Here is a 22,147-nt window from a genome sequence, read left to right as displayed (position 1 = left end):
GCTACGAGACCGGCCGCAGAGTCTTCATCGCGCGATCCACTTCCCAGAACGCACGCAGCGACACGATCCTGCCGTCGTCGTCGACCCGGTAGACGAACACGCCCTCCGCGTCGATGAGATTGCCCGCCATCGTGGTGCGGATCGTGCCGATGTTGACGCACTCGTTGCCGCACACCAGCACGTCGTCGACGAGGAACTCGAGCTTGTCGGTGTTCGCGATGGTCATGTCGTAGAACTTCGCGATCGCCTCGGCACCGTGATGCCCCTTGCCCTCCGGATCGAAGCCGGACGGACCCACCGGATCCTCGACGCACGCGTTCTCCGCGAACAGCGCGAGCCACTCGTCCTTGCGTTTCCCGCTCGCCGCCGCCTGCGACGCCTTCGCTGCGATACGCGCCGGGTGTTCCTCGCTCATGCGGCATCCCTTCCGGGAATGTACTTGTCGGCGAACTTCCGCAGCGATTCCTGCTTCGCCTCGAGCGGGGAGTCGAAACCGTGGCCGTCGAAGATCCACGGCACCACGATGATGTCGGTGACCCCGGCGTCGGCCAGTTCGGCGTAACCGGAACCACCGAACCTGTCGACGCACACCGTCTGGATCTCGAACGGCAGGTTGCTGCGGCCGTACTCGGCCCGCAATTCGCGCAGTCGGGTGATGACCCCGACCAGATCGTCGAACCCGATCATCGCCGACGTCCAACCGTCACCGACCCGGGCCGCACGACGCAGTGCCACCTCGGTGTGCCCACCGACGTAGAGCGGTACCGGTGCGGTGGGCGCGGGACTCATCTGCAGCCGGTCGAAGTCGTAGAACTCGCCGTGATGTTCGACCATGCCGCCGTCGAGGATCAGCTTCAGAACGTCGATCATCTCGTCGACGCGCTTGCCGCGCTTCGCGTAGGGCACACCGCACCACTCGAATTCCTCCGGCGCCCAGCCGATTCCGACACCCAGTCCGAACCGGTTCCCGGTGAGGTTCGCAACGGATCCGACCTGCCGCGCCAGCAGCACCGGATTGCGGGAGCCGAGCTTGAGCACCTGGGTGTAGAACCGGATCGTCGACGTGCTCGCCGCCATCGACGCCGCGGCGATGAGCGGATCCACCCAGGGGGTGTCGGGCGTCCACATCCGCGAACCGTCGGGGGTGTACGGATAGTCGACCGTCTGCTTCTCCATGTAGAACAGGGAGTCGGGCAGTGCGATCGAGGTGTATCCGCACTCCTCGGCGGTCTGCGCGATGCCGGTGAGCTGGTCGAGTGGGGTCATCGCGACCCCGACGGTGAACGAGACCATGATGCCTCCTAATTCGTGGGCCGGTCGGAGCCCACCACCCACATGGAGAAGTACTGGGATCCACCGCCGTAGGCATGTCCGAGTGCCTTGCGGGCGCCGTCGACCTGGTGATCTCCCGCCGTGCCCATCACCTGGATCGCGGCTTCGGCGAACCGGATCATGCCCGATGCCCCGATGGGGTTGGAGCAGAGCACGCCGCCGGACATGTTGACCGGAAGCCGACCGCCGATCGCCGTCTCGCCGGCCTCGGTGAGTTTCCACCCCGACCCCTCGGACGCGAAACCGAGGTTCTCGAGCCACATCGGCTCGAACCACGAGAACGGCACGTAGATCTCGGCGCAGTCGATCTCGCCGAGCGGATCGGTGATACCGGCCTGCTTCCACAGTGCTGCGGCAGCGACCCGTCCGGCCTCCGGATTCACCTGATCGCGCCCGGCGTAGGTGGTGGGTTCGGTGCGCATCGCCGTGGCATGGATCCACGCCACCCGGCGGCCGGCCTGCTCGGCGGCCTTCGCGGTGTCCTCGTCGCCGAGCACGACCGCGCACGCACCGTCGGACGACGGGCACGTCTCGTCGTACCGGATCGGATCCCACAGCATCTGCGAGGCCTGCACCTTCTCGAGCGTGATGTCGGGCTGCTTCAGATGCGCGTACGGATTCTTCGCGCCGTTGAGGCGGTCCTTGACCGCGACCATCGCCCCGATGTGCTCGGGCGCACCGGACCGGCGGATGTACGAACGGACGTGCGGCGCGAAGTAGCCGCCCGCGCCGGCACCGACCGGCATGGTGAACGGGACCGGTGTGGACAGCGCCCACATCGCGTTCGACTCGGACTGCTTCTCCCAGGCCACCGCGAGTACCCGGCGGTGCACGCCGGCCTGGACGAGGCTTGCCGCGACGTTCGCCGTCGAGCCCCCGACGGACCCGGCGGTGTGCACGCGCAGCATCGGCTTGCCCGTGGCGCCGATGGCGTCGACCATCGACAGTTCGGGCATCATGACGCCCTCGAACAGGTCGGGGGCCTTGCCGATCACCACGGCGTCGATGTCGTCCCAGCCCACCTGGGCGTCCGTCATGGCGCGGTCGATCGCCTCGCGGACGAGGCCGGACATCGACACGTCGTGCCGCTTGGCGACGTAATGGGTCTGCCCGGTTCCGAGGACAGCTGCGGGTTGCTTCGCCATCAGTTGCGTCCCTCCAGAACGGCTACCAGATTCTGTTGCAGCACAGCACCGCTCGTCGCGTGCGCGAGTGCACGTCCGGCCGTGCCGTCCATGATCGCCTGCGCTGCGTAACCGATGCGCTCGAGACCGCCGGAGAACATCGGGTTGCCCGTCAGCGGCCCACCGGACGGGTTGATCGTCGTCGACTCGCCCAGGCCGATCGCCTCGCGCAGGATGAGTTCCTGGTGCGTGAACGGTGCATGCAACTCGGCGACGTCGAAGGCGGTGTCCCCGCCGGTGACGGCCTGCGCTGCGGCCCGGGTCGAGGGTGAGACGGTCAGATCGAGTGCGCCGAAGTTCGGTGAATCGGTGCGATGCTCGATCCCGGTGATCCACGCCGGGTTCTCGCACAGCTCGCGCGCCCGGTCGCCGGTCGCGAGGACGATCGCGGCCGCGCCGTCGGTGACGGGGGCGCAGTCGTGCTTACGCAACGGGTCGGCGATGTACGGCTGGGCGAGCAGTTCGTCGATGTCGAAGTCGCCGGAGAGTTGCGCCTTGGGATTGTCCTTGGCGGCGGCGCGGCTACGGACCGCGACCTCCGCCATCTCGCGGTCGGTCCACTTACCGGATTCGAGACCCAGGCGGGCCTGCAGGCCCGCGAGCGAGACGGAGTCGACGCCCAGAGGGGCCACGAGGTACGGATCGAGCTGCAGGGACAGGGTTCGGCGCAGAGTGCCGGCCGAGGACTTGCCGAAGCCGTACACGAGGGCGGTGTCGACCTCACCCGTGATGAGCTTGACCCACGCCTCGTAGAGCGCCCAGGCCGCATCCATCTCGACGTGCGATTCGTTGATGGGCGGGACGGCGCCGATCGCATCGATCGCCGAGATGAACGAGAATGCTCGTCCGGCAAGGTAATCGGAGGAACCCGAACACCAGAAACCGATGTCGGACTTGGTGATGCCGAGCTTGCCGTACAGCTCCTGGAAACACGGGACGAGCATCTCGACGCCGTTGGTGGTGCCGAACGTCTCGCGCACGTGCGGAGCGTGCGCGAAGCCGACGACTGCGATGTCTGTCATGTGTCCGCCGCTCTCAGAGGTGGTGTTCGAAGGTGTCGTAGTCGGCGTCGGGTTCGCCGGTGGGACGGAAGTACTCGATGTTGCGCAGCGTGTGATCCCACTCCTCGCGAGGACGCCATTTCGCTTCGACACGCATGCCCATCCGCACCTCGGACGCATCGCATTCGAGGATCAGGTGCAGGAACGGGATGTCGGCACCGTCGAGCAGTACGTAGGCGGCGACATAGGGCGGCTCGATCTGCTGGCCGAGGAACGGCACGTTCACGATGCAGAAGGTGGTGACGATGCCCTTGTCGGACACTTCCACGGGTTCCTTCGTCGGTACACCGTCGGTGGGGCTCGCACCGCGCGGGGGCACGTAGACCTTCCCGCCCGGGCCGGTGCGGCCACCGATGATCCTGCCGTCCTTCAACCCTCGCAGGTACCAGGATTCCTCGGGGGAGGCGGAGTGCCGGTAGTCCAGATCGACGGGAGTGGTGATCATCGTGACCGGATCACCCTCGGCCGCTGCGACGGTGATCGTCGCCTCGCCGGGTTCGAACGCCTCGATGTCGTGGATCGCGCCGGTGCGCTCGGCCGCCCAGCGCACGCGCACACGCAGACCCGTCTCGATGTCGTCCGGGGAGCCGACGTCGACGGCGTGCAGGAGTGCGGTGTCGGTGCCGTCGAGGCGGATCAGTGCCCAGGCGAAGGGCCGGTCGAAGGGCTGTCCGGGCAGCGGTTCGGCGTTCCACGTCCAGCTCATCACGGTGCCGGTCTGTCCGACCTCGACGACATCGGTGAGTGGTTCATGGGTGACCGCGTCGTATTCGGGGGGTGGGACGAGGACCCGTCCGTCGGATCCGCGGGCGCCGAGAATGCGGCCGTCGCGCAATCCGGTGACGAAGGCTCCGACGGTCGGCCCGGTGGATCGTGTGTAGTCGAACTTCAGATTCAGCGGTGCGCTCAGCGGTGGCTCGGCAACCGCGCTCTTTCCCAGGCTCACAATTTCGAGTAGAACAGGTTCTAGTGGTGCTGGCAAGAGCGGCGCGCGAACTGCATCTCTCCACGATTCGCCCGACAGGAAAGGCGTCCAATGAAACTGGGACTGCAACTCGGCTACTGGGGTGCTCAGCCGCCCTCGAACGCACCGGAAGTCGTTGCTGCGGCCGAGGCCGAAGGATTCGACGCCGTCTTCGCCGCCGAATCGTGGGGATCGGACGCGTTCACGCCGCTGGCCTGGTGGGGCTCGTCCACGGAACGGGTGCGGCTCGGCACGTCCGTCGTGCAGATCTCCGCGCGTACTCCGACGAGTTGCGCGATGCACGCGCTCACGCTCGATCACCTCTCGGGTGGCCGGCACATCCTCGGCCTCGGCGTCTCGGGGCCACAGGTGGTGGAGGGCTGGTACGGGCAACCGTTCGCCAAGCCCCTCGCACGGACCCGCGAGTACGTCGACGTGATCCGCAAGGTGCTCGCGCGCGAAGCGCCGGTGACCGGCGACGGACCGCACTTCCCGCTGCCCTACGCAGGCACCGGATCCACCGGGCTCGGTAAACCGCTCAAGCCCATCACGCATCCGCTGCGGTCGGACATCCCGATCTGGATCGGTGCCGAAGGTCCGAAGAACGTCGCGCTCACCGCCGAGATCGCCGACGGCTGGCTCGCGATCTACTACACCCCGCGCCTGGCGCCGATGTACGACGAGTGGCTCGACGAGGGGTTCGCCCGGCCGGGCGCCCGGCGCACCCGCGAGGACTTCGAGATCGCGGCGACCTGCCAGGTGGTGATCACGGACGACCGCGCAGGGACGATCGCGGCGATGAAACCGGTGACGGCACTGTACGTCGGGGGAATGGGCGCGCCGGAGTTGAACTTCCACGCGCAGGTCTACCGGCGGATGGGATACGAGGCCGTGGTCGACGAGGTGACCGCGCTGTTCCGTGCCGGCCGTAAGGACGAGGCGGCGGCAGTGATCCCGGACGAGATGGTCACCGAGACGATGATCGTCGGCAATGCCGACGAGGTGCGCGAAGGTGTGAAGCGCTGGGAGGCGGCCGGCGTGACGATGCTGCTGGTGGGTTGTCGCGATGTCGACCAGGTGCGCACGATCGCCGAGGTGGTGCTGCGCTAGATGCCGCCGCGGGCGGAAACCCTTCCGTGAGGACGGTTTCCGCCCGCCGCGGGCGGGGCGTCAGGAGGCGTAGGCCGCCTTCAGCTTGCCCTTCACCAGCTTGCCCGTGGGGGTGCGGGGCAGTTCGTCGACGAAGTCCACCGACCGCGGCACCTTGAAGTGGGCGACCCGCTCGCGGACGTACGCGATGAGGTCGTCGGCGAGATCGGGTGATGTGGTGGCACCGGACGACACCTGCACGACGGCCTTGACCTCCTCGCCCATCTCCGGATGGGGTACGCCGATGACGGCGACGTCCTCGACGGCCGGGTGCAGGGCGAGCACGTTCTCGATCTCCTGCGGATAGATGTTCACTCCGCCGGAGATGATCGTGAACGACTTGCGGTCGGTCAGATACAGATAACCGTCCTCGTCGAGGTAACCGAGGTCGCCGACCGTGGTCCATGTGGGATGCTCGGGATGCTGCGACGCCGCGGTCTTCTCGGGATCGTTGTGGTACGAGAACGGAACCTTCTCGTACTCGAGGTAGATGGTCCCCACCTCACCGGCCGGGAGTTCCCGCCCTTCCTCGTCGCAGATGTGCGCGGGCCCGAGCACGCTCTTGCCGACCGAACCCGGGTGTTCGAGCCATTCCTGGCTGTTGATGAACGTGATCCCGTTGGCCTCGGTGGAGCTGTAGTACTCGTAGATCACCGGTCCGAGCCAGTCGATCATCGACCGCTTGACCTCCGGCGGGCACGGCGCGGCGGCGTGGACGAGCACGCGCAGACTCGACAGGTCGTGGCGGGCACGGATCTCGTCGTCGAGCTTGAGCATGCGGACGAACATCGTCGGCACCATCTGCCCGGCGGTGATCTTGTGCTCCTCGATGTGCCGGAGCGCGGTCTCGGCGTCGAACTTCTCGGCCAGGACCACCGTGCCGCCGAGCGCGTGGATCGCCCCACCCCAGCGCAGAGGCGCTGCGTGATAGATCGGGGCGGGGGAGTAGTAGACGTCGGAGTCGGTGAGGCCGAAGAGGAACTGTGCCACCGTCACCAGCGGCTCACCGGGTTCGTCGACGCGACGTTCCGGGAGATCCGGCTGGATTCCCTTGGGGAAGCCCGTGGTTCCCGACGAGTACAGCATGATGGCGCCGCACGGTTCCTCCTCGAGCCGCGGACCGGCCCCGGCAAGGGCGTCCTCGTACGACTCGAAACCGCGCACGGCGCCGCCGAACGCGAGTCGCGCGGAACCGATCGTGACCTTCTCGCCGACCTGTTCGGAAAGCTCACCCAGCGTCGTCGAGACGATCAGGGCCTTCGCGCCGCTGTCCTCGACGATGTACGCCACCTCGCCGGCGGTGAGGTGGCTGTTGACCGCCGTGATGTACAGCCCGGACCGCATTGCGGCCCAGAACACCTCGAATGCCTCCGGCCGGTTGTCGGTGAGGAGGGCGACGACGTCGCCGGGGCGGAGCCCGGCATCGTGCAGCACTCGGGCGAGCGCCGCTGACCGGTCGTCGAGTTCGCGGTAGGTCAGGCTCCGGCCACTGTCGGCCAGGACGACGGCGAGTTTGTCCGGGGCGGTTCGGGCGTGCACTCCTGGATACATGGGGGCTCCTCATTGCCTCGACATCGCCTCGACGAACACTGTGATCTTGTGGTCTGGATCACGGCCGACAATGTAGCAGAGCTAAGGAGATGGTTGTGACCGTGCTCTCACGGGTGGGAGTGCGGTCCACAGTGGCGCAGGTCAGGAACCCGAGAACTTCGGGGCGCGCTTCTCCGCGAACGCCCGCGGCCCCTCCTTGGCGTCGGCGCTCTTGAAGACGGCGGCGCCCAGTTCGGCGTCGATCCGGAACGCCTCCTCCTCGTGCAGACCTTCCGCGTCGCGGATGGTCCGGAGGATGGCCTGCACGGCGACCGGGCCGTTGTTCGCGATCGTCTCGGCGATCTCGAGGGCCTTGTCGAGTGCGGTGCCGTCGGGGACGACGTAGCCGATGAGCCCGATCTCCTTGGCCTCGGCGGCCTTGATGTGGCGGCCCGTGAGCAGGATGTCGGCGGCGATCGTGTACGGGATCTGCCGGACGAGGCGCACGGCGGATCCGCCGAGCGGGAACAATCCCCACTTCGCTTCGGAGACGCCGAATTTCGCGCTCTCGCCGGCGACACGGATGTCGGTGCCCTGCAGGATCTCGGTGCCACCGGCGATGGCGGCACCCTCGACGGCCGCGATGAGTGGCTTCGTCAGACGGCGGCCCTTCAGTAGTGCGGGGAGCCGACTGAGATCCCACCCACCGCCGTTGCTCCGCTCGCCCTGCTCGAACTTGTCTCCGGGAGGCGCTGCATTCATGGCCTTGAGATCGGCACCCGCGCAGAACGCTCCACCGGCGCCGGTGAGGATCGCGACGCGGATCTCGGGATCGTTGTCGACGCGATCCCAGGCCTCGTTCATGATCGCCATCATTTCGCCGGACAGCGCATTTCGTGCCTCGGGGCGGTTGAGAGTGACGATCAGAACGTGGCCGCGTTGCTCGACGAGGCAATGCGGTGCGCGGGACGAAATGTCCGAATCGGCTGCGCCGGGGGCTTCGGTAGCGGACACTGGCGGGACTCCTCGCAGGATTGTGAACTGGATCATATTCAGGTCTTGTCAGAAACGGTAACACGTTCTACTTTTGTCAGCGTGGCCCTAAATATCGCAGACCTCGTCGAACACGCAATCGACCTCGTTCCCGAGCGCGTCGCGCTGGCCTCGGACGGACGTGAGGTCACCTACGCACAGCTGGAGGAACGAGCCAACCGACTTGCTCATTACCTGCGCGAACAAGGTGTGAAGCCGGGCGACAAGGTCGGCATCTACTCGCGCAACACCATCGAGGCCGTAGAGGCGATGATCGCGGTCTTCAAGATCCGCGCGATCATGATCAACGTCAACTACCGCTATGTCGAGAACGAGTTGCAGTACATCTTCGACAACTCCGACATGGTCGCGCTCGTCCACGAACGTCGCTACTCCGACAAGGTCGCGAACGTCCTGCCGAACACTCCGCTGGTGAAGACCGTCGTGGTGGTCGAGGACGGCACCGACGTCGACTTCTCGGCCTATAGCGGCATCGAATACGAAGCGGCACTGGCGCAGAGCAACCCGGAACGCGACTTCGAAGACCGCAGCGCCGACGACATCTACATGCTCTACACCGGCGGCACCACCGGTCACCCCAAGGGCGTGATGTGGCGTCACGAGGACGTGTGGCGCGTCCTCGGCGGCGGTATCAACTTCATGACCGGGGAATGGGTCAAGGACGAATGGCAGCTGGCGAAGGAGGGCGCCGAGAATCCCGGTCTCGTGCGCTATCCCATCCCGCCGATGATCCACGGTGGCGCCCAGTGGGCGCTGTTCCAGTCGTTGTTCAGCGGCGGCAAGGTCGTCATGCACCCCGAGTTCTCGGGCCACGAGGTGTGGCGCATCATCGACGACCACAAGGTCAACGTCATCTTCATCACCGGCGACGCCATGGCCCGCCCCATGCTCGACGCACTGGAGGAGGGCAACCCGGCCACCGGTCAGCCCTACGACCTCTCGACCCTGTTCGCCATGGCATCGAGTGCGGCCCTGTTCTCCCCGTCCATCAAGGACCGTTTCCTCGACCTGCTGCCCGGCAAGATCATCACCGACTCCATCGGCTCGTCCGAGACCGGCTTCGGTGGCATCGGCATCGCCGAGAAGGGCAAGACCCTCGGCGGCGGCCCCACGGTGAAGATCGACGAGTCGACCACCGTCCTCGACGACGACGGCAACCCGATCGAACCGGGTTCCGGAAAGGTCGGCATGGTCGCGCGCACCGGCAACATCCCGCTCGGCTACTACAAGGACGAAGCCAAGACCAAGGCGACCTTCCGCGAGTACAACGGGATCCGCTACTCGATCCCCGGTGACTACGCGCGCGTCGAGGGTGACGGCACCGTCACAATGCTCGGCCGCGGTTCGGTCTCGATCAACAGCGGCGGCGAGAAGGTCTACCCCGAAGAGGTCGAGGGCGCACTCAAGCAGCACCCGGCGGTCTTCGACGCCCTGGTGGTCGGTGTGCCGGACGAGCGCTTCGGCGAGCGGGTCTGCGCCGTCGTCGCCCTGCGCGAGGGCGAGCAGACGACGCTCGACGAACTCATGACGACGGCACGGTCGAAGATCGCAGGGTACAAGGTGCCGCGCGCGGTGTGGTTCGTCGACGAGATCAAGCGGTCGCCGGCCGGCAAGCCCGACTACCGGTGGGCCAAGGACCAGACCGGATTGCGTCCGGCCGACGAGGTCTACAACAACGGCGACGGCAACGGCGCCGCGGCGACGGGATAGAAGGACGCATGCAAACCGGCCTCAGCAAGAAGTTCGGTATCGAGTATCCGATCTTCGGATTCACGCCTTCCGAACACGTCGCGGCGGCGATCAGCCGCGCGGGTGGACTCGGTGTCCTCGGGTGTGTGCGGTTCAACGACCCGGAGGAACTCGACGCCGTCCTGACCTGGATGGACGAGAACACCGACGGCAAACCGTACGGCGTCGACATCGTGATGCCCGCCAAGGTGCCCACCGAGGGCACCGCGGTGGACCTCGACAAACTGATCCCCGCCGAACACCGTGCCTTCGTCAACCGCACGCTCGAAGAACTCGGTGTGCCGCCGCTGTCCGACGACGTCGGCAAGGCGAGCGGTGTTCTGGGCTGGCTGCATTCGGTCGCGCGTTCGCACGTCGACGTGGCACTCGCACACCGGCCCGCCCTGATCGCCAACGCCCTGGGGTCGCCGCCGAAGGACGTCATCGACCTCGCGCACGAGAAGGGAGTGCCGGTCGCGGCACTCGCGGGTGCGGTCGAGCACGCGAAGCGGCACGTCGAGAACGGTGTCGACATCGTGATCGCGCAGGGCTACGAGGCCGGCGGGCACACGGGTGAGATCGCATCGATGGTGCTGTGGCCCGAAATCGTCGATGCGCTCGGCGATTCCGCGGCAGTGCTCGCCGCCGGTGGTGTGGGATCGGGACGGCAGGTCGCGGCGGCGCTGGCCCTCGGCGCCTCCGGTGTGTGGATGGGTTCGTACTGGCTCACCACCTCGGAGTACAAGCTCGGGGCGGCCGCGCACGGTCCGTCGTCGATCCAGCGCGCGTTGCTCGGAGCGAGCTCGTCCGACACCGTGCGGTCGCGGATCTATTCGGGAAAGCCCGCGCGTCTGCTCAAGACCAAGTGGACGGAGGCGTGGTCGAAACCCGGTGCGCCCGAACCGCTGCCGATGCCGCTACAGAACATCCTGGTGAGCGAGGCGCATCAGCGCATGTCGGCGGCCGATGACCCCGAGGCCGTCGCGATGCCGGTCGGGCAGGTGGTGGGGCGGATGAACGAGATCCGTCCCGTCGCGGAGATCATGGCCGACCTCGTGCGGGGCTACGACGAGGCCGTCGATCGGCTGAACGAGGCGCGATAGGACCACAGTGGTGGGGTGGCAGGTGCCCGGGGTGGAGTGATCCGCCCCGGGCACCGTCCCTTTCCGGGATCTGCGTCGGCCGGGGTGTCGCCGGACAGGGGGGCAGCGGCGGTCGGGGGTGGGGGTCGACGGCTGAGGTGTGCCCGATCCGGCACTACCCTGGGGTGGACGTGACGCGAGCGGTACCGGTCGTGAATCGCACCGCAGCGGACTCGAAGCGTTCACCGAGGAGGAGGCCGTTCACCTCGGTTACCGAGCAGAGGACGGAAGACGCAGTGACACAGGCCGAGTCGCAGGCAACCGGAGCGCTCACGGACATCAGGGTGCTCGAACTGGGCACCCTGATCGCCGGGCCGTATGCAGGACGCCTGCTCGGCGACATGGGCGCCGACGTCATCAAGATCGAGGACCCGAAGCGGCCCGACCCGCTCCGCACCTGGGGGCAGGGCGAACGGGACGGGCACCGCTTCTTCTGGACGGTGCACGCCCGCAACAAGCGGTGCATCACCCTCGATCTGCGGGCGCCCGACGGGCAGGAACTGTTCCGGCGTCTCGTCGCCGAGTCCGACGTGGTGGTCGAGAACTTCCGTCCCGGCACGCTCGAGAAGTGGGGGCTCGGCTACGACCTGCTCTCCGAGATCAATCCGGGCATCGTGCTGGCTCGCGTCTCCGGATACGGGCAGACCGGTCCCAAGGCCGGGCAGGCCGGCTACGCGTCCGTGGCCGAGGCTGAGAGCGGTCTGCGGCACCTGAACGGCTATCCCGGGCAGGCGCCCCCGCGACTCGCGCTCTCCCTGGGCGACTCCCTCGCCGGGATGTTCGCCGTGCAGGGCGTCCTCGCCGCGCTGCTCGGCCGCGAACGGACCGGACGCGGGCAGGTCGTCGACGTGGCGCTCACCGAGGCGTGCCTCGCGATCCAGGAATCGGTGATCCCCGACTACGACGTCGCAGGCGTCGTCCGCGGCCCCTCCGGCACCCGGCTCGAGGGCATCGCCCCGTCGAACCTGTACCGGACGTCCGACGACATGTGGATCGTCATCGCCGCCAACCAGGACACCGTCTTCCGTCGCCTGTGCGCGGCGATGGAGCGCCCCGAGCTCGCCGACGACCCGCGCTTCGCCGACCACCTCGCGCGCGGCGTGAACCAGGACGAGCTCGACGCCCTCATCGGCGAGTGGGCGGCGACGTGGACGCTCGACGACCTGCTGGCGCACCTGTCGTCGTCGGGTGTGGTGTCCGGGCCGGTGAACACCGTCGCGGAGGTCGTCGCCGATCCGCAGTTCCGGGCACGGGACATGATCGTTCCGCATCACGACGAGCGCACCGGCGCAGACGTACTCGGCCCCGGTGTGGTGCCGACGCTCACCGGGACGCCGGGTTCGGTGCGTCGTGCCGGCCCGCCCGTCGCGGGATACGACAACGCGGCGGTCTACGGCGAGATCCTCGGACTGAGCGACATCGAGCAGAAGGAACTGCGCGAGCGCGGAATCATCTGAGGTACGCAACGCGAGGCGAAGGCTCGCAACGTCGGCAGTCACTACCGGTGTTGCGAGCCTTCGTCCGTTGTTGCGTGCCTTCCGCGCAAGGTCACCCCGCAGGTGGAGGTGGCGCTGCAGCATCCGAAGGTCACGCTCATCGCCAACGCACTCGGCACCCCGCCGGCCGACATGATCGAGCACATCCACACAGTCGGTCGCAAGGTCGCGGCGCTGTGCGGTTCGCCGAACCAGGCCCGCAAGCACGCCGACGCCGGTGTCGACATCATCATCGCTCGGATTCGTCTCACCGGGAGGGACGAGGGTGCTCGAGGTTCGGTCCGGGTGCAATCCGGATCGGGCCTCGTGCCGTCTCCATGTCCACCGGCTCGCCCTTCTGCGTGATCACCACGTGGCCGCTGCGTTCGAGTTCGGCGGCCACCGAGCGTGCGGCGTCCATGAGGTCGCGCCACGAGTCGCCACCCGCGACCCGCGCGGCGTCGCTGGGACAGATGGTGGACGGATCCCGTTCCCGGAGCAGCGCGCAGATCGTGGCCGCCAGCCGTTCACGATCCGCATACTCGTCGCGTGGTTCCCACCACGGATGCCCGCGTTCACCGAGCGCGACCTTCGCGTCCTGGACGCGGTGCCGTGCGGAGTCGCCGTCGCTCTTCACGAGACGCCGAGCGCGCATCAACTCCGCCACGAGTTGCTTTTGCAACGGTTCAGGAATCGTGGGGTCGGTGGCACGCCAGCGCCGCCCGTTCACCACCACATATCTGCCGTCCGGCGTGCGCTCCGCCCCTCCGGATGACCCGTCGGTGTCCATCGGTCCCGCCCGTCACTCGACTCGACGGCGACGGAAGTCCTTCCGGACTTGTCGCCGAACAACCACCGTCGCGGCACAACTGTACGCGCGGGAGCGCGTCGGCCGAGGGGCGACGACGCTATCGCGCAGAAGTGCCGAGGGAGGCCGGTTCGAGAAGCTGCACCAGTTCGTCCGACAACAACCGGAATTCGGAATCGCCACGTTCCCGAAGCCACACCGGATCGCTGCAGGACCAGCGTTCGGCGGCCAGAGAACGGGTCAGGACCTTGAAGGTCGCGGTGCGGGGGAACTCGCTGCAGACACGGATCAGACCGGGCATCTGCTTGGGGCCGAGATCGGTCTGTGCATCGAGGAAACGCGCGAACGCGACCGGGTCGAAGTCGGAGCCCGCCGCAGGGATCACCGCGGCCATCACCCGGTCGCCGACGTTGCGATCGGGCACCCCGTACACCGCGACCTGAGCGAAGCCCTCGTACCGCATCAGGATGCGCTCGATGGGCGCCGCACCGAGATTCTCACCGTCCACCCGGAGCCAGCCCGAACTGCGCCCGGCGAAGTACACGAAACCGTTCTCGTCCTGGTAGGCGAGGTCGCCGCTGTGATAGCGCCCGTCGCGGAGGCGTTCGGCGTCGGCCTCGGGATTGTTGTAGTAGCCGTCGAACAGACCGGCACCGCGCACGTTGACGAGCTCGCCCGTCGCGGCGTCGGCGTTGGTGATCCTGCCGTTCGCGTCGAACACCGCTGCCGGGCAGCGTTGCCCCGTCTCGGGATCGAGGATCTCGATGCCCTCGGGAAGTCTGCCGAGGGATCCGGCCGGGGCGTCGGGTGCCGAGGCGATCGCGATGCCGCCCTCGGTCGAGCCGAAGCCGTCGACCACCCGCGCGCCGAAACGGCGGGTGAACTCGGCGACGGCGGTGGCAGACGCCTCGTTGCCGTACATGATGCGCAGCGGGTTGTCGTGGTCGTCGGGGTGTTCGGGTGTCGCCACGATGTACGACAGTGGTTTGCCGACGTAGTTCGCGAAGGTCACGCCGTAACGGCGGACGTCGGGAAGGAAACCCGACGCCGAGAACCGGCGACGCAGGGCGATGCTGCCGCGCGCGGCGAGTCCGATCGACCAGCCGGCGATCATCGCGTTGGAGTGGAACAGGGGCATCGACACGTACACGGTGTCGTCGGAGCCGAGACCGAACCGCGTGGCGAGCATCGTCGCGGGATCGGTGAACTTGCGGTGCGTGCACCGCACGGCCTTCGGGTCGCCGCTCGTGCCCGACGTGAAGATCAGCATGAACAGGTCGTCGGGGGAATGCGCGGCAGTCTCCACGACCGTGCCGGCGAACGGGGCGAGCATCGCCGTCCACTCGGGGGAGTCGACGTCGATCACCCGCACGTCGCCGAGATCCACACCGTCGAGCAGGGACGCATGTGCGGCCTCGGTGAACATGACCCGGCAGTCGGCGAGCGCGATGTCGCGGGCGAGCGCCGCACCGCGCCGGGTCGTGTTCAGGCCCACCACCACCGAACCGGAGAAGGCCGCGGCGCCGAGCAGCAACGAAAACTCCGGGACGTTGTCCATGAGGATCCCGATGTGCTTCGGTGCCGGGCCGTCGAGCAGGTCGCGCAGCAATGCGGCGCGTCGCCGGGACTGTGCGACGTGTTCGCGCCAGGACAGTTCGGTCTCCTCGAAGCGCAGTCCTCGATCGTCGACGTCGGCGAGTCGTTCGAGCAGTTCGGTGACGGTGAAGGCGGTCATGCGATCAGGCCGGGACGGCGGCGAGTTCGCGTCCGAGCGCGCGCAACTGGTCGGTGGCGGAGCCGAGCAGGAACTCGTGGTGCTTGGCCGCGAGGAAGTAGCGGTGCACCGGATGGTCCTCGTCGAGTCCGACACCGCCGTGCACGTGCACGGTGGTGTGCGCGACACGGTGTCCCGCATCGGCAGCCCAGAAGGCCGCGGTGCGCAGGGCGTCGTCGTGACGCTCACCCGAAACCATGCGGAAGGCGGCCTGCCACAACGTCAGACGCACCGCCTTGACGTCGATATAGGCGTCGGCGAGTCGCTGGGAGACGGCCTGGAAACTGCCGATCGGGCGGTCGAACTGGACGCGTTCGCGCGCGTACTGCGCGGTGAGCTCGAGCGCCTGCTCGAGGACGCCGCACTGGTAGGCGGCGGAGCCGAGCAGGCTGCGGTCGCGCAACCACGTCGCCACGGCGAGGCCGTCGGTGCCGAGGACACGATCGGCCGGGAGCGCGACCTGCTCGAGGGTGACGATGCCGCGACTGTCGAAGTCGGTGGTCTGCTGACGGGTGATCGAGACACCCGGATCGTCGGGTCGCACGAGGAAGACCGACACCGAGTCGCCGATGGTGGCCGGGACGAGGAAACCGTCGGCGACCGGCGCCGAGTCGACGACGATCTTCACGCCGTCGAGCACGTGACCGTCGCCCGTGGCCTGCGCCCGGGTCGCCGGGGTCGTGGGATCGGGGTTCAGTTCCTCGGCGAGCGCGGCGGAGAGGATCTGCTCGCCGGTCGCCGCAGGGCGTCCCCACTCGGCCTGCTGCTCGGCGGCGCCGAACTCCGCGATCGCCGACGCGCACGCGGCGATCGAGCCGATGTACGGGACGGCGGCGACGCCGCGGCCGAGTTCGCGCAGGATGCTCGCCTGCTCGAGCGGGCCGTAACCGTCTCCGCCCAGCGACTCGGGAAGAGCGGCGCCGAGCACGCCCGACGATGCGAGCGTGTCCCACAGGGTGCGGTCGAGGCGGTCCTCGGAGGCGTCGAGTGTGCGCAGGTGCTCGTTGGTGACGATGTCCGCGACGATGCTGCGGGTCAGTTCTGCGAGATCCTGCTGGGCCTCGGTAAGGGTGAAGTCCACGGTGCGCGTCCTTTTCTAACGCTTGGCGGGCGGCTGGCCGAGAGCGGTCATCGCGATGATGTCGCGCTGGACCTCGTTGGTGCCGCCACCGAAGGTGAGGATGAGGGAACTGCGGTGCATGCGTTCGATCCGTCCGCGGAGCAGCGCGCCGGCCGAGTTCTGCCGTACAGTCGCCGCGGGTCCGAGGACCTCCATGAGCAACCGGTAGGCCTCGGTCGCGAATTCGGTTCCGAACACCTTGTTGGCGGAGGCGGCCTCCGGGCCGAGCGGGGTCGTGCCGGCGCTCGAGGCGATGTCCCAGTTCATCAGCTGCAGGTATTCGGCCTCGGCGTGGACGCGTGCCAGGTTGATCTGGACCCATTCCTGGTCGATCACCCGTCGCCCGTCGGGCAGATGCGTCTCCTGCGCCCAGCGCCGGACCTCGGTCAGTGCGGTGCGCACGGGGCCGGCGGAGGTGAGCGCGACCCGTTCGTGGTTGAGCTGGTTGGTGATGAGCGCCCAGCCGCCGTCGACCTCGCCGACGAGTGCGGACGCCGGGACGCGTACGTCCTGGTAGTAGGTGGCGCTGGTGTCCGGACCGGCCATGGTGTGCACGGGGGTGTACGAGAATCCGGGAGTGTCGGTCGGCACGATGAAGACGCTGATCCCCTTGTGCTTCTTGACATCCGGGTTGGTGCGCGCGGCGAGCCAGACGTAGTCGGCGTAGGCGATCAGGCTCGTCCACATCTTCTGCCCGTTGATGACCCACTCGTCGCCGTCGCGCACCGCGGTGGTGCGCAGGGAAGCGAGGTCGGTGCCGGCGCCCGGCTCGGAGTAGCCGATCGAGAAGTGCAGTTCCCCTGCGGAGATGCGGGGGAGGAAGAACTCCTTCTGCTCGTCCGTGCCGTAGTGCATGATCGTCGGCGCGACCGAGTCGATGGTGAGGAACGGGACGGGCGCGCCGGCGATGGCCGCCTCGTCGGTGAAGATCAGTTGGTCCATCGCGGAACGGTTCTGGCCGCCGTACTCCTCGGGCCAGCCGAGGGTGAGCCATCCGTCCTTGCCCATCTGCTGCACGACCTCGCGGTACACGTTGCCGACGCCGTACTCCCCGGTCGTGGCCGCGAGCGCCTCGCGGCGCTCGGGTGTCATGATCTGTGCGAAATAGGCCCGCAATTCCTCGCGGAGGGCTTGTTGCCCGGGGGTGTAGGAGATGTCCACGAACGCTCCGTTTCGTCGCTGCGTGTCCCCGCGAATCGTCTCTGTGGGATCATCGCGAATCATTGCACAGAATTGGAACGCGTTCTAGTCTGGACTCGATCGGTCGGCGCGAATGTGAAGCGAGGTCCCGGAATGGATGTCAAGGTCGACTTCGACCGCTGTGAAGCGAACGGCGTGTGCGTCGGGCTGGCGCCCGACGTCTTCGATCTCAACGACGACGACGAGCTGATCGTCACGCATCCCGTACCCGAGGGTAGCGAGGACGTCGTCCGCGAGGCCGTCGCCCAGTGCCCGCGTGCGGCCCTCGCCGAGGCATGAGCGTCGGACGGTGACCGGCACCGACCCTTGTCGGGAAAAATAACAAGTTCTACATTCTCGGTGCCCCCGGGTCCTGGTGGGGAGAGTACCGGCGTGCGGCCGGCAATCGGCCCGAATCTCGAGGAGTACGTGGATGAGCGCGGACGCCAACGGTGGCGCGGAGAACGACGATCGGGTGTCTCTCGAAGGGCGGGTCGCCGTCGTCACGGGAGCCGGAGCGGGACTCGGACGTGCCGAGGCGCTCGCGCTCGCGCGGGCCGGAGCATCGGTGGTGGTCAACGATCTCGTGGAGAACGACGCGGTGGAGGACACCCTCGCGCGGATCCGCGATCTCGGTGCCGAGGCGGAGTTCGTGCCCGGCAGCGTCGCCGAGCGTGAGACGGCCGATGCGATGCTCGCCGCGGCGCACGGCAAGTTCGGTGGTCTCGACATCGTCGTCAACAATGCAGGCATCACGCGGGATCGGATGCTGCCCAACATGTCCGACGACGAGTGGGATTCGGTGGTCGCCGTGCACCTGCGTGGTCACTTCCTGTTGTCCCGCAATGCCGCGGCCTACTGGCGCGACCGGTCGAAGCAGGAGGGTGGCCCCGTCTACGGGCGTCTGGTCAACACGTCCTCGGAGGCCGGTCTGCTCGGGCCGCCCGGGCAACCCAACTACGGTGCCGCCAAAGCCGGCATCACCGCGCTCACCCTCTCGGCCGCCCGGGGTCTCGAGCGGTACGGGGTCCGGGCGAACGTGATCTGCCCCCGCGCGCGCACGTCGATGACCGAGGCGGTCTTCGGCGACGCGCCGGACGACGGCATCGATCCGCTCTCGCCCGACCACGTCGCGAATCTGGTCGCCTATCTCGCCTCCCCGGCGGCCGATCGCGTCAACGGGCAGGTCTTCATCGTCTACGGACCCATGGTGGCCCTGATGGCCGCGCCGGTCGTCGAGCAGCGTTTCGACGCCGACGGGCAGTGGACCCCCGCAGCGCTCGCCGACGAGCTCGGCGGTTACTTCGCCGATCGTGATCCAGGCCGGACATTCTCGGCCTCGGCGGCTCTCGATCTGTAGTTCCGGCATCCCCTGCTGTTCCTGTTCGGGGACAGCAGGGGATGCCGTGTCTTCGTCTCCGGGCCGGGATCCTGCAACTACGGGTGACGGACACCGGGGTTCCGGTAGCGTCACGCCCACTCGGGCCGTTCCTCCGGCTCTCGCCCGGCCCCGCGTTTTGGCCTGGTACGTGTTCTAATTTTTTCCCCTCCTGCGACGACCCGATCGGGCCGTGACGGCCTCTCGTGCCGAGGTGATCGAGCTCGGGCCCGGCGTCGAGAATCTCACCGAAATCCCAGGGTAAAACCACTTATGAGCGTGTCGATGCGCGTCGGTCGACGCCCGTGTGTCCGTTCGGACGGAAATGGATCGAGATGCCCCTCGACGGATCTTTGACAGGTGAACACGTTCTAGTTACTATGACCCGGGTCACAGCACACGCCATCGATCGGCCGCGCGCCGACGACGTGAGGATCGAAGGGGGTACACGATGGTAGACCTCCTCGAGGTTCCCTTACGGGCCGTCGGCGGACTGTTCGCCATGACCGGCGAGACCGCCCGGGCGGCCTTCCGTCGCCCCTTCCAGCGGCGCGAGTTCATCGACCAGGCATGGTTCGTCGCACGCGTCTCGCTCGTGCCCACCGTGCTCGTCGCGGTGCCGTTCACGGTTCTGGTGAGCTTCACCCTCAACATCCTGCTCCGGGAGATCGGCGCGGCCGACCTCAGCGGAGCGGGTGCGGCCCTCGGCGCGGTGACGCAGGTGGGTCCCATGGTCACGGTGCTCATCGTCGCCGGTGCCGGCGCCACCGCGATCTGCGCCGATCTCGCGGCGCGCACCATCCGCGAGGAGATCGACGCGATGCGTGTGCTCGGCATCGATCCGATCCAGCGTCTCGTCGTGCCCCGGGTGCTCGCGTCCACCGTCGTTGCCCTACTGCTCAACGGTCTCGTGTGCACGATCGGCATCCTCGGCGGGTTCGCCTTCTCGGTCTTCCTCCAGGACGTCAACCCCGGCGCGTTCATCAACGGCATCACCCTGCTCACCGGCTTCGGAGAACTGATGATCTCCCAGGTCAAGGCGGGGCTGTTCGGCATGATCGCGGGGCTGGTCGCGTCCTATCTCGGTCTCAATGTCAAAGGTGGAGCGAAGAGTGTCGGCGACGCCGTCAACCAGACGGTCGTGTTCGCGTTCATGGCGCTGTTCGTGGTCAACCTCCTCGTCACGGCCGTCGGCATCAAGCTGACCGCGGGATGAGGGGAGCGGAGATTTCATGGCAGTGATGTCCTGGCGCTTCCCCCGTGCGGTTCGGCGCATGACACGTGCGTCGTCCACCGTGGACCGGGTGGGGGAGCAGGCGCTGTTCTTCGGGCGCGCCCTCGCGACGGTCCCCCGGGCGCTGATGCACTACCCCAAGGAGACGGTGCGTCTGGTCGCCGAGATCAGCATGGGCACCGGCGCACTCGCCGTCATCGGCGGCACCGTCGTGATCGTCGGCTTCCTGACGCTCTTCACCGGCGGCATCATCGCCGTGCAGGGCTTCAGCTCACTCGGCAACATCGGTGTCGAAGCGCTCACCGGCTTCTTCGCGGCCTTCATCAACGTGCGTATCGCGGCCCCGACGATCGCCGGCATCGGGCTGGCGGCCACCATCGGCGCCGGCTCCACCGCCCAGCTCGGCGCCATGCGTGTCTCCGAGGAGATCGACGCGCTCGAGACCATGGCGATCCCGTCCATCCCGTATCTGGTGTCCACGCGCGTGCTCGCCGGGATGATCGCGATCGTCCCGCTGTACTCGCTCGCCGTGATCGCCTCGTTCGTCGCGAGCCGCTTCGCGACGGTGGTGCTCTACGGCCAGTCGGCGGGCGTGTACGACCACTACTTCACGACCTTCCTGATACCCACCGACATCCTGTGGTCGTTCGTCCAGGCCATCGTGATGGCGATCGCCGTGATGCTCATCCACACCTACTACGGTTTCACCGCAGGTGGCGGCCCCGTCGGTGTGGGTGTCGCGGTCGGCAACGCGGTGCGGGCCTCGCTCGTCGCGGTCGTCACCGTCACCCTGCTCATCTCGCTCGCCGTCTACGGCGCGACCGGCAACTTCAACCTGTCGGGGTAGGGCGCGCGACATGGACACTCCTTCGTGGAAGAAGAAGTTCGCCGCCTTCGGTCTCGTGGGCGGCCTCGCCGCGATCGTCGCGGTGGCACTGACGATGTTCGCCGGTGGGTTCACCTCGACGGTCCCGCTCACCGTCACCTCGACCCGGTCGGGTCTGGTGATGGAACCCGACGCCAAGGTGACGATGCGCGGCGTCGAGGTGGGCCGCGTGGCGTCGATCGAGCACACACCGGCCGGTGCGGTCCTGCATCTCGACATGCAGCCCGGGCAGATGCAGCTCATCCCGTCGAACGCACGGGTGGCGATCGAATCCACCACCGTCTTCGGTGCCAAGTTCGTCGACATCGTCGTCCCCGACGATCCGTCCTCGGTGCCGATGCAGGAAGGCGCCGTAATCGCGGCCGACAACGTCACCGTCGAGCTCAACACGGTCTTCGAGCACCTGTCCGACGTGCTCGCCCAGATCCAGCCCGAGAAGCTCAACGCCACCCTCGGCGCGCTGTCGGAAGCGCTCAACGGACGCGGCGACGCCCTCGGTGCCGCCCTGGCCGAGGCCGATGCGTATCTCGTCGAGATGAATCCGTCGCTGCCGCAACTGCAGGCCGACCTCGTCTCGGCTGCGCAGGTGACCGACGTCTACGCCGACACGGCCTCCGACCTCATGACCACGATCGGCAACGCCATCGACGTCGGCAACACCGTCGTCGACGAACAACAGCAACTCGATCTGCTACTGATGAACCTCACCGGTCTCGCGAACACCGGACGGGACGTCCTGGGGGAGAACGAAACACAGTTGACCACCGCACTCGACAGCCTGAGCCGCACCACCGGCCTGCTCGGTGAGTACTCGCCGCAATTGACCTGCTTCATCGTCGGTCTCAACGACGCCCGGGTGGCGTTCGAACCGATGGCCGGCACCGGGGAGTACGCCGCGCTGATGCTGAGCACCAGCTTCATGGGTGGCGCGACGCCGTACAACGACGCCCAGGATCTGCCCGTGGTCGGCGCGACCGGCGGACCGAACTGCTGGGGCCTGCCGAACTTCGACCCGCGCCGCGACGGTCACGCGCCGTTCGTCGTGTCGAACACCGGCGAAACGCCCTACAAGCCCGCAACGGAAGCCTGGATCCGCTACCCGACGATCTTCCAGTACCTGTTCGGCGACCATCTCGCGGGCGGGCGGTGA

General features: G+C 67.6%; 20 protein-coding genes and 1 pseudogene. 10 read left to right on the top strand and 11 right to left on the bottom strand.

Features of this window, described 5'->3' with window-relative positions:
- Position 1 precedes the first annotated feature (1 nt).
- Genes BLV31_RS22760 through BLV31_RS22740 form a run of 5 tightly spaced genes read right to left on the bottom strand, consistent with a single transcriptional unit; the run spans position 2 to position 4,523 of the window.
- Positions 2-415: a nuclear transport factor 2 family protein gene (locus BLV31_RS22760; protein WP_064061703.1), complete on the bottom strand. Its 414-nt coding sequence runs from the start codon at positions 413-415 to the stop codon at positions 2-4.
- Complete coding sequence (locus BLV31_RS22755) at positions 412-1,293, bottom strand: TIGR03619 family F420-dependent LLM class oxidoreductase (RefSeq protein WP_006551915.1); 882 nt, start codon at positions 1,291-1,293, stop codon at positions 412-414. The genes BLV31_RS22760 and BLV31_RS22755 overlap by 4 nt, the downstream gene beginning before the upstream one ends.
- A gap of 8 nt (positions 1,294-1,301) precedes the next feature.
- Positions 1,302-2,477, bottom strand: a complete 1,176-nt coding sequence (locus BLV31_RS22750; protein WP_064061704.1) for a thiolase family protein — start codon at positions 2,475-2,477, stop codon at positions 1,302-1,304.
- On the bottom strand, positions 2,477-3,538 hold the full coding sequence (locus BLV31_RS22745; protein WP_019290103.1) for a thiolase family protein: 1,062 nt from the start codon (positions 3,536-3,538) through the stop codon (positions 2,477-2,479). Before BLV31_RS22745 ends, BLV31_RS22750 begins: the two co-directional genes overlap by 1 nt.
- A gap of 13 nt (positions 3,539-3,551) precedes the next feature.
- On the bottom strand, positions 3,552-4,523 hold the full coding sequence (locus BLV31_RS22740) for a Zn-ribbon domain-containing OB-fold protein (protein ID WP_064061705.1): 972 nt from the start codon (positions 4,521-4,523) through the stop codon (positions 3,552-3,554).
- A gap of 90 nt (positions 4,524-4,613) precedes the next feature.
- Between BLV31_RS22740 and BLV31_RS22735 the strand changes: the two genes are divergently transcribed.
- Positions 4,614-5,651 carry an LLM class F420-dependent oxidoreductase gene (locus tag BLV31_RS22735; protein ID WP_064061706.1) on the top strand — a complete coding sequence of 346 codons (1,038 nt, stop codon included), beginning with the start codon at positions 4,614-4,616 and terminating at the stop codon, positions 5,649-5,651.
- Positions 5,652-5,711: 60 nt separating this feature from the next.
- Here the strand turns inward: BLV31_RS22735 and BLV31_RS22730 are convergent, their stop codons facing one another.
- Positions 5,712-7,241, bottom strand: coding sequence for an AMP-binding protein (locus tag BLV31_RS22730; RefSeq protein ID WP_006551910.1), 1,530 nt, complete (start codon positions 7,239-7,241; stop codon positions 5,712-5,714).
- 141 nt (positions 7,242-7,382) lie between these two features.
- Positions 7,383-8,270, bottom strand: a complete 888-nt coding sequence (locus tag BLV31_RS22725) for a crotonase/enoyl-CoA hydratase family protein (protein ID WP_232333431.1) — start codon at positions 8,268-8,270, stop codon at positions 7,383-7,385.
- 45 nt (positions 8,271-8,315) lie between these two features.
- Here BLV31_RS22725 and BLV31_RS22720 point away from each other — a divergent pair, with 45 nt between their 5' ends.
- The 4 genes and pseudogenes from BLV31_RS22720 to BLV31_RS22705 all read left to right on the top strand — a co-directional run.
- Positions 8,316-9,983 carry an acyl-CoA synthetase gene (locus tag BLV31_RS22720; protein ID WP_019290099.1) on the top strand — a complete coding sequence of 556 codons (1,668 nt, stop codon included), beginning with the start codon at positions 8,316-8,318 and terminating at the stop codon, positions 9,981-9,983.
- Between the two features lie 8 nt (positions 9,984-9,991).
- Positions 9,992-11,104 carry an NAD(P)H-dependent flavin oxidoreductase gene (locus tag BLV31_RS22715; protein WP_024102947.1) on the top strand — a complete coding sequence of 371 codons (1,113 nt, stop codon included), beginning with the start codon at positions 9,992-9,994 and terminating at the stop codon, positions 11,102-11,104.
- 275 nt (positions 11,105-11,379) lie between these two features.
- On the top strand, positions 11,380-12,600 hold the full coding sequence (locus BLV31_RS22710) for a CaiB/BaiF CoA transferase family protein (protein ID WP_064061058.1): 1,221 nt from the start codon (positions 11,380-11,382) through the stop codon (positions 12,598-12,600).
- A 93-nt stretch (positions 12,601-12,693) separates the two neighbouring features.
- A pseudogene (locus tag BLV31_RS22705) lies at positions 12,694-12,921 on the top strand (nitronate monooxygenase); the annotation flags it as partial.
- Here the strand turns inward: BLV31_RS22705 and BLV31_RS22700 are convergent.
- The 4 genes from BLV31_RS22700 to BLV31_RS22685 all read right to left on the bottom strand — a co-directional run bounded on the left by BLV31_RS22700 (position 12,887) and on the right by BLV31_RS22685 (position 17,481).
- Complete coding sequence (locus BLV31_RS22700) at positions 12,887-13,408, bottom strand: DUF3253 domain-containing protein (RefSeq protein WP_033096870.1); 522 nt, start codon at positions 13,406-13,408, stop codon at positions 12,887-12,889. The pseudogene BLV31_RS22705 and the gene BLV31_RS22700 sit on opposite strands and share 35 nt — an antisense overlap.
- Before the next feature lie 118 nt (positions 13,409-13,526).
- Positions 13,527-15,161: a long-chain-fatty-acid--CoA ligase gene (locus BLV31_RS22695; RefSeq protein ID WP_064061059.1), complete on the bottom strand. Its 1,635-nt coding sequence runs from the start codon at positions 15,159-15,161 to the stop codon at positions 13,527-13,529.
- Positions 15,162-15,165: 4 nt separating this feature from the next.
- On the bottom strand, positions 15,166-16,281 hold the full coding sequence (locus BLV31_RS22690; RefSeq protein WP_064061060.1) for an acyl-CoA dehydrogenase family protein: 1,116 nt from the start codon (positions 16,279-16,281) through the stop codon (positions 15,166-15,168).
- Between the two features lie 15 nt (positions 16,282-16,296).
- Complete coding sequence (locus tag BLV31_RS22685; RefSeq protein WP_006551901.1) at positions 16,297-17,481, bottom strand: acyl-CoA dehydrogenase family protein; 1,185 nt, start codon at positions 17,479-17,481, stop codon at positions 16,297-16,299.
- Between the two features lie 132 nt (positions 17,482-17,613).
- On the opposite strand from BLV31_RS22685, the gene BLV31_RS22680 reads away from it, so the two are divergent.
- From BLV31_RS22680 to BLV31_RS22660, 5 genes are all read left to right on the top strand, one after another.
- Positions 17,614-17,799, top strand: a complete 186-nt coding sequence (locus BLV31_RS22680; protein WP_006551900.1) for a ferredoxin — start codon at positions 17,614-17,616, stop codon at positions 17,797-17,799.
- 133 nt (positions 17,800-17,932) lie between these two features.
- Positions 17,933-18,859, top strand: a complete 927-nt coding sequence (locus BLV31_RS22675; protein ID WP_006551899.1) for a 3-oxoacyl-ACP reductase — start codon at positions 17,933-17,935, stop codon at positions 18,857-18,859.
- Positions 18,860-19,328: 469 nt separating this feature from the next.
- The gene (locus BLV31_RS22670) at positions 19,329-20,093 is read left to right on the top strand and encodes an MlaE family ABC transporter permease (protein ID WP_006551898.1); all 765 of its coding nucleotides are present in this window, start codon (positions 19,329-19,331) and stop codon (positions 20,091-20,093) included.
- A gap of 16 nt (positions 20,094-20,109) precedes the next feature.
- Positions 20,110-20,958 carry an MlaE family ABC transporter permease gene (locus tag BLV31_RS22665; RefSeq protein ID WP_024102955.1) on the top strand — a complete coding sequence of 283 codons (849 nt, stop codon included), beginning with the start codon at positions 20,110-20,112 and terminating at the stop codon, positions 20,956-20,958.
- A 10-nt stretch (positions 20,959-20,968) separates the two neighbouring features.
- Positions 20,969-22,147 (top strand): MCE family protein, encoded by a 1,179-nt coding sequence (locus tag BLV31_RS22660; RefSeq protein WP_064061061.1) that lies wholly within the window; start codon positions 20,969-20,971, stop codon positions 22,145-22,147.

This window comes from Rhodococcus pyridinivorans (assembly GCF_900105195.1).
Classification (GTDB): Bacteria; Actinomycetota; Actinomycetes; order Mycobacteriales; family Mycobacteriaceae; genus Rhodococcus; species Rhodococcus pyridinivorans.
Note: the sequence above shows the minus strand (reverse complement) of the source record. Positions and strands in the feature narration are given on the sequence as shown.

What these genes read in the sequence shown, in the direction of transcription:
- BLV31_RS22760 (WP_064061703.1), bottom strand. Translation starts at nt 415, where the DNA reads ATGAGCGAGGAACACCCGGCGCGTATCGCAGCGAAGGCGTCGCAGGCG.
- BLV31_RS22755 (WP_006551915.1), bottom strand. Translation starts at nt 1,293, where the DNA reads ATGGTCTCGTTCACCGTCGGGGTCGCGATGACCCCACTCGACCAGCTC.
- BLV31_RS22750 (WP_064061704.1), bottom strand. Translation starts at nt 2,477, where the DNA reads ATGGCGAAGCAACCCGCAGCTGTCCTCGGAACCGGGCAGACCCATTAC.
- BLV31_RS22745 (WP_019290103.1), bottom strand. Translation starts at nt 3,538, where the DNA reads ATGACAGACATCGCAGTCGTCGGCTTCGCGCACGCTCCGCACGTGCGC.
- BLV31_RS22735 (WP_064061706.1), top strand. Translation starts at nt 4,614, where the DNA reads ATGAAACTGGGACTGCAACTCGGCTACTGGGGTGCTCAGCCGCCCTCG.
- BLV31_RS22730 (WP_006551910.1), bottom strand. Translation starts at nt 7,241, where the DNA reads ATGTATCCAGGAGTGCACGCCCGAACCGCCCCGGACAAACTCGCCGTC.
- BLV31_RS22725 (WP_232333431.1), bottom strand. Translation starts at nt 8,270, where the DNA reads ATGATCCAGTTCACAATCCTGCGAGGAGTCCCGCCAGTGTCCGCTACC.
- BLV31_RS22715 (WP_024102947.1), top strand. Translation starts at nt 9,992, where the DNA reads ATGCAAACCGGCCTCAGCAAGAAGTTCGGTATCGAGTATCCGATCTTC.
- BLV31_RS22700 (WP_033096870.1), bottom strand. Translation starts at nt 13,408, where the DNA reads ATGGACACCGACGGGTCATCCGGAGGGGCGGAGCGCACGCCGGACGGC.
- BLV31_RS22695 (WP_064061059.1), bottom strand. Translation starts at nt 15,161, where the DNA reads ATGACCGCCTTCACCGTCACCGAACTGCTCGAACGACTCGCCGACGTC.
- BLV31_RS22680 (WP_006551900.1), top strand. Translation starts at nt 17,614, where the DNA reads ATGGATGTCAAGGTCGACTTCGACCGCTGTGAAGCGAACGGCGTGTGC.
- BLV31_RS22675 (WP_006551899.1), top strand. Translation starts at nt 17,933, where the DNA reads ATGAGCGCGGACGCCAACGGTGGCGCGGAGAACGACGATCGGGTGTCT.
- BLV31_RS22670 (WP_006551898.1), top strand. Translation starts at nt 19,329, where the DNA reads ATGGTAGACCTCCTCGAGGTTCCCTTACGGGCCGTCGGCGGACTGTTC.
- BLV31_RS22665 (WP_024102955.1), top strand. Translation starts at nt 20,110, where the DNA reads ATGGCAGTGATGTCCTGGCGCTTCCCCCGTGCGGTTCGGCGCATGACA.
- BLV31_RS22660 (WP_064061061.1), top strand. Translation starts at nt 20,969, where the DNA reads ATGGACACTCCTTCGTGGAAGAAGAAGTTCGCCGCCTTCGGTCTCGTG.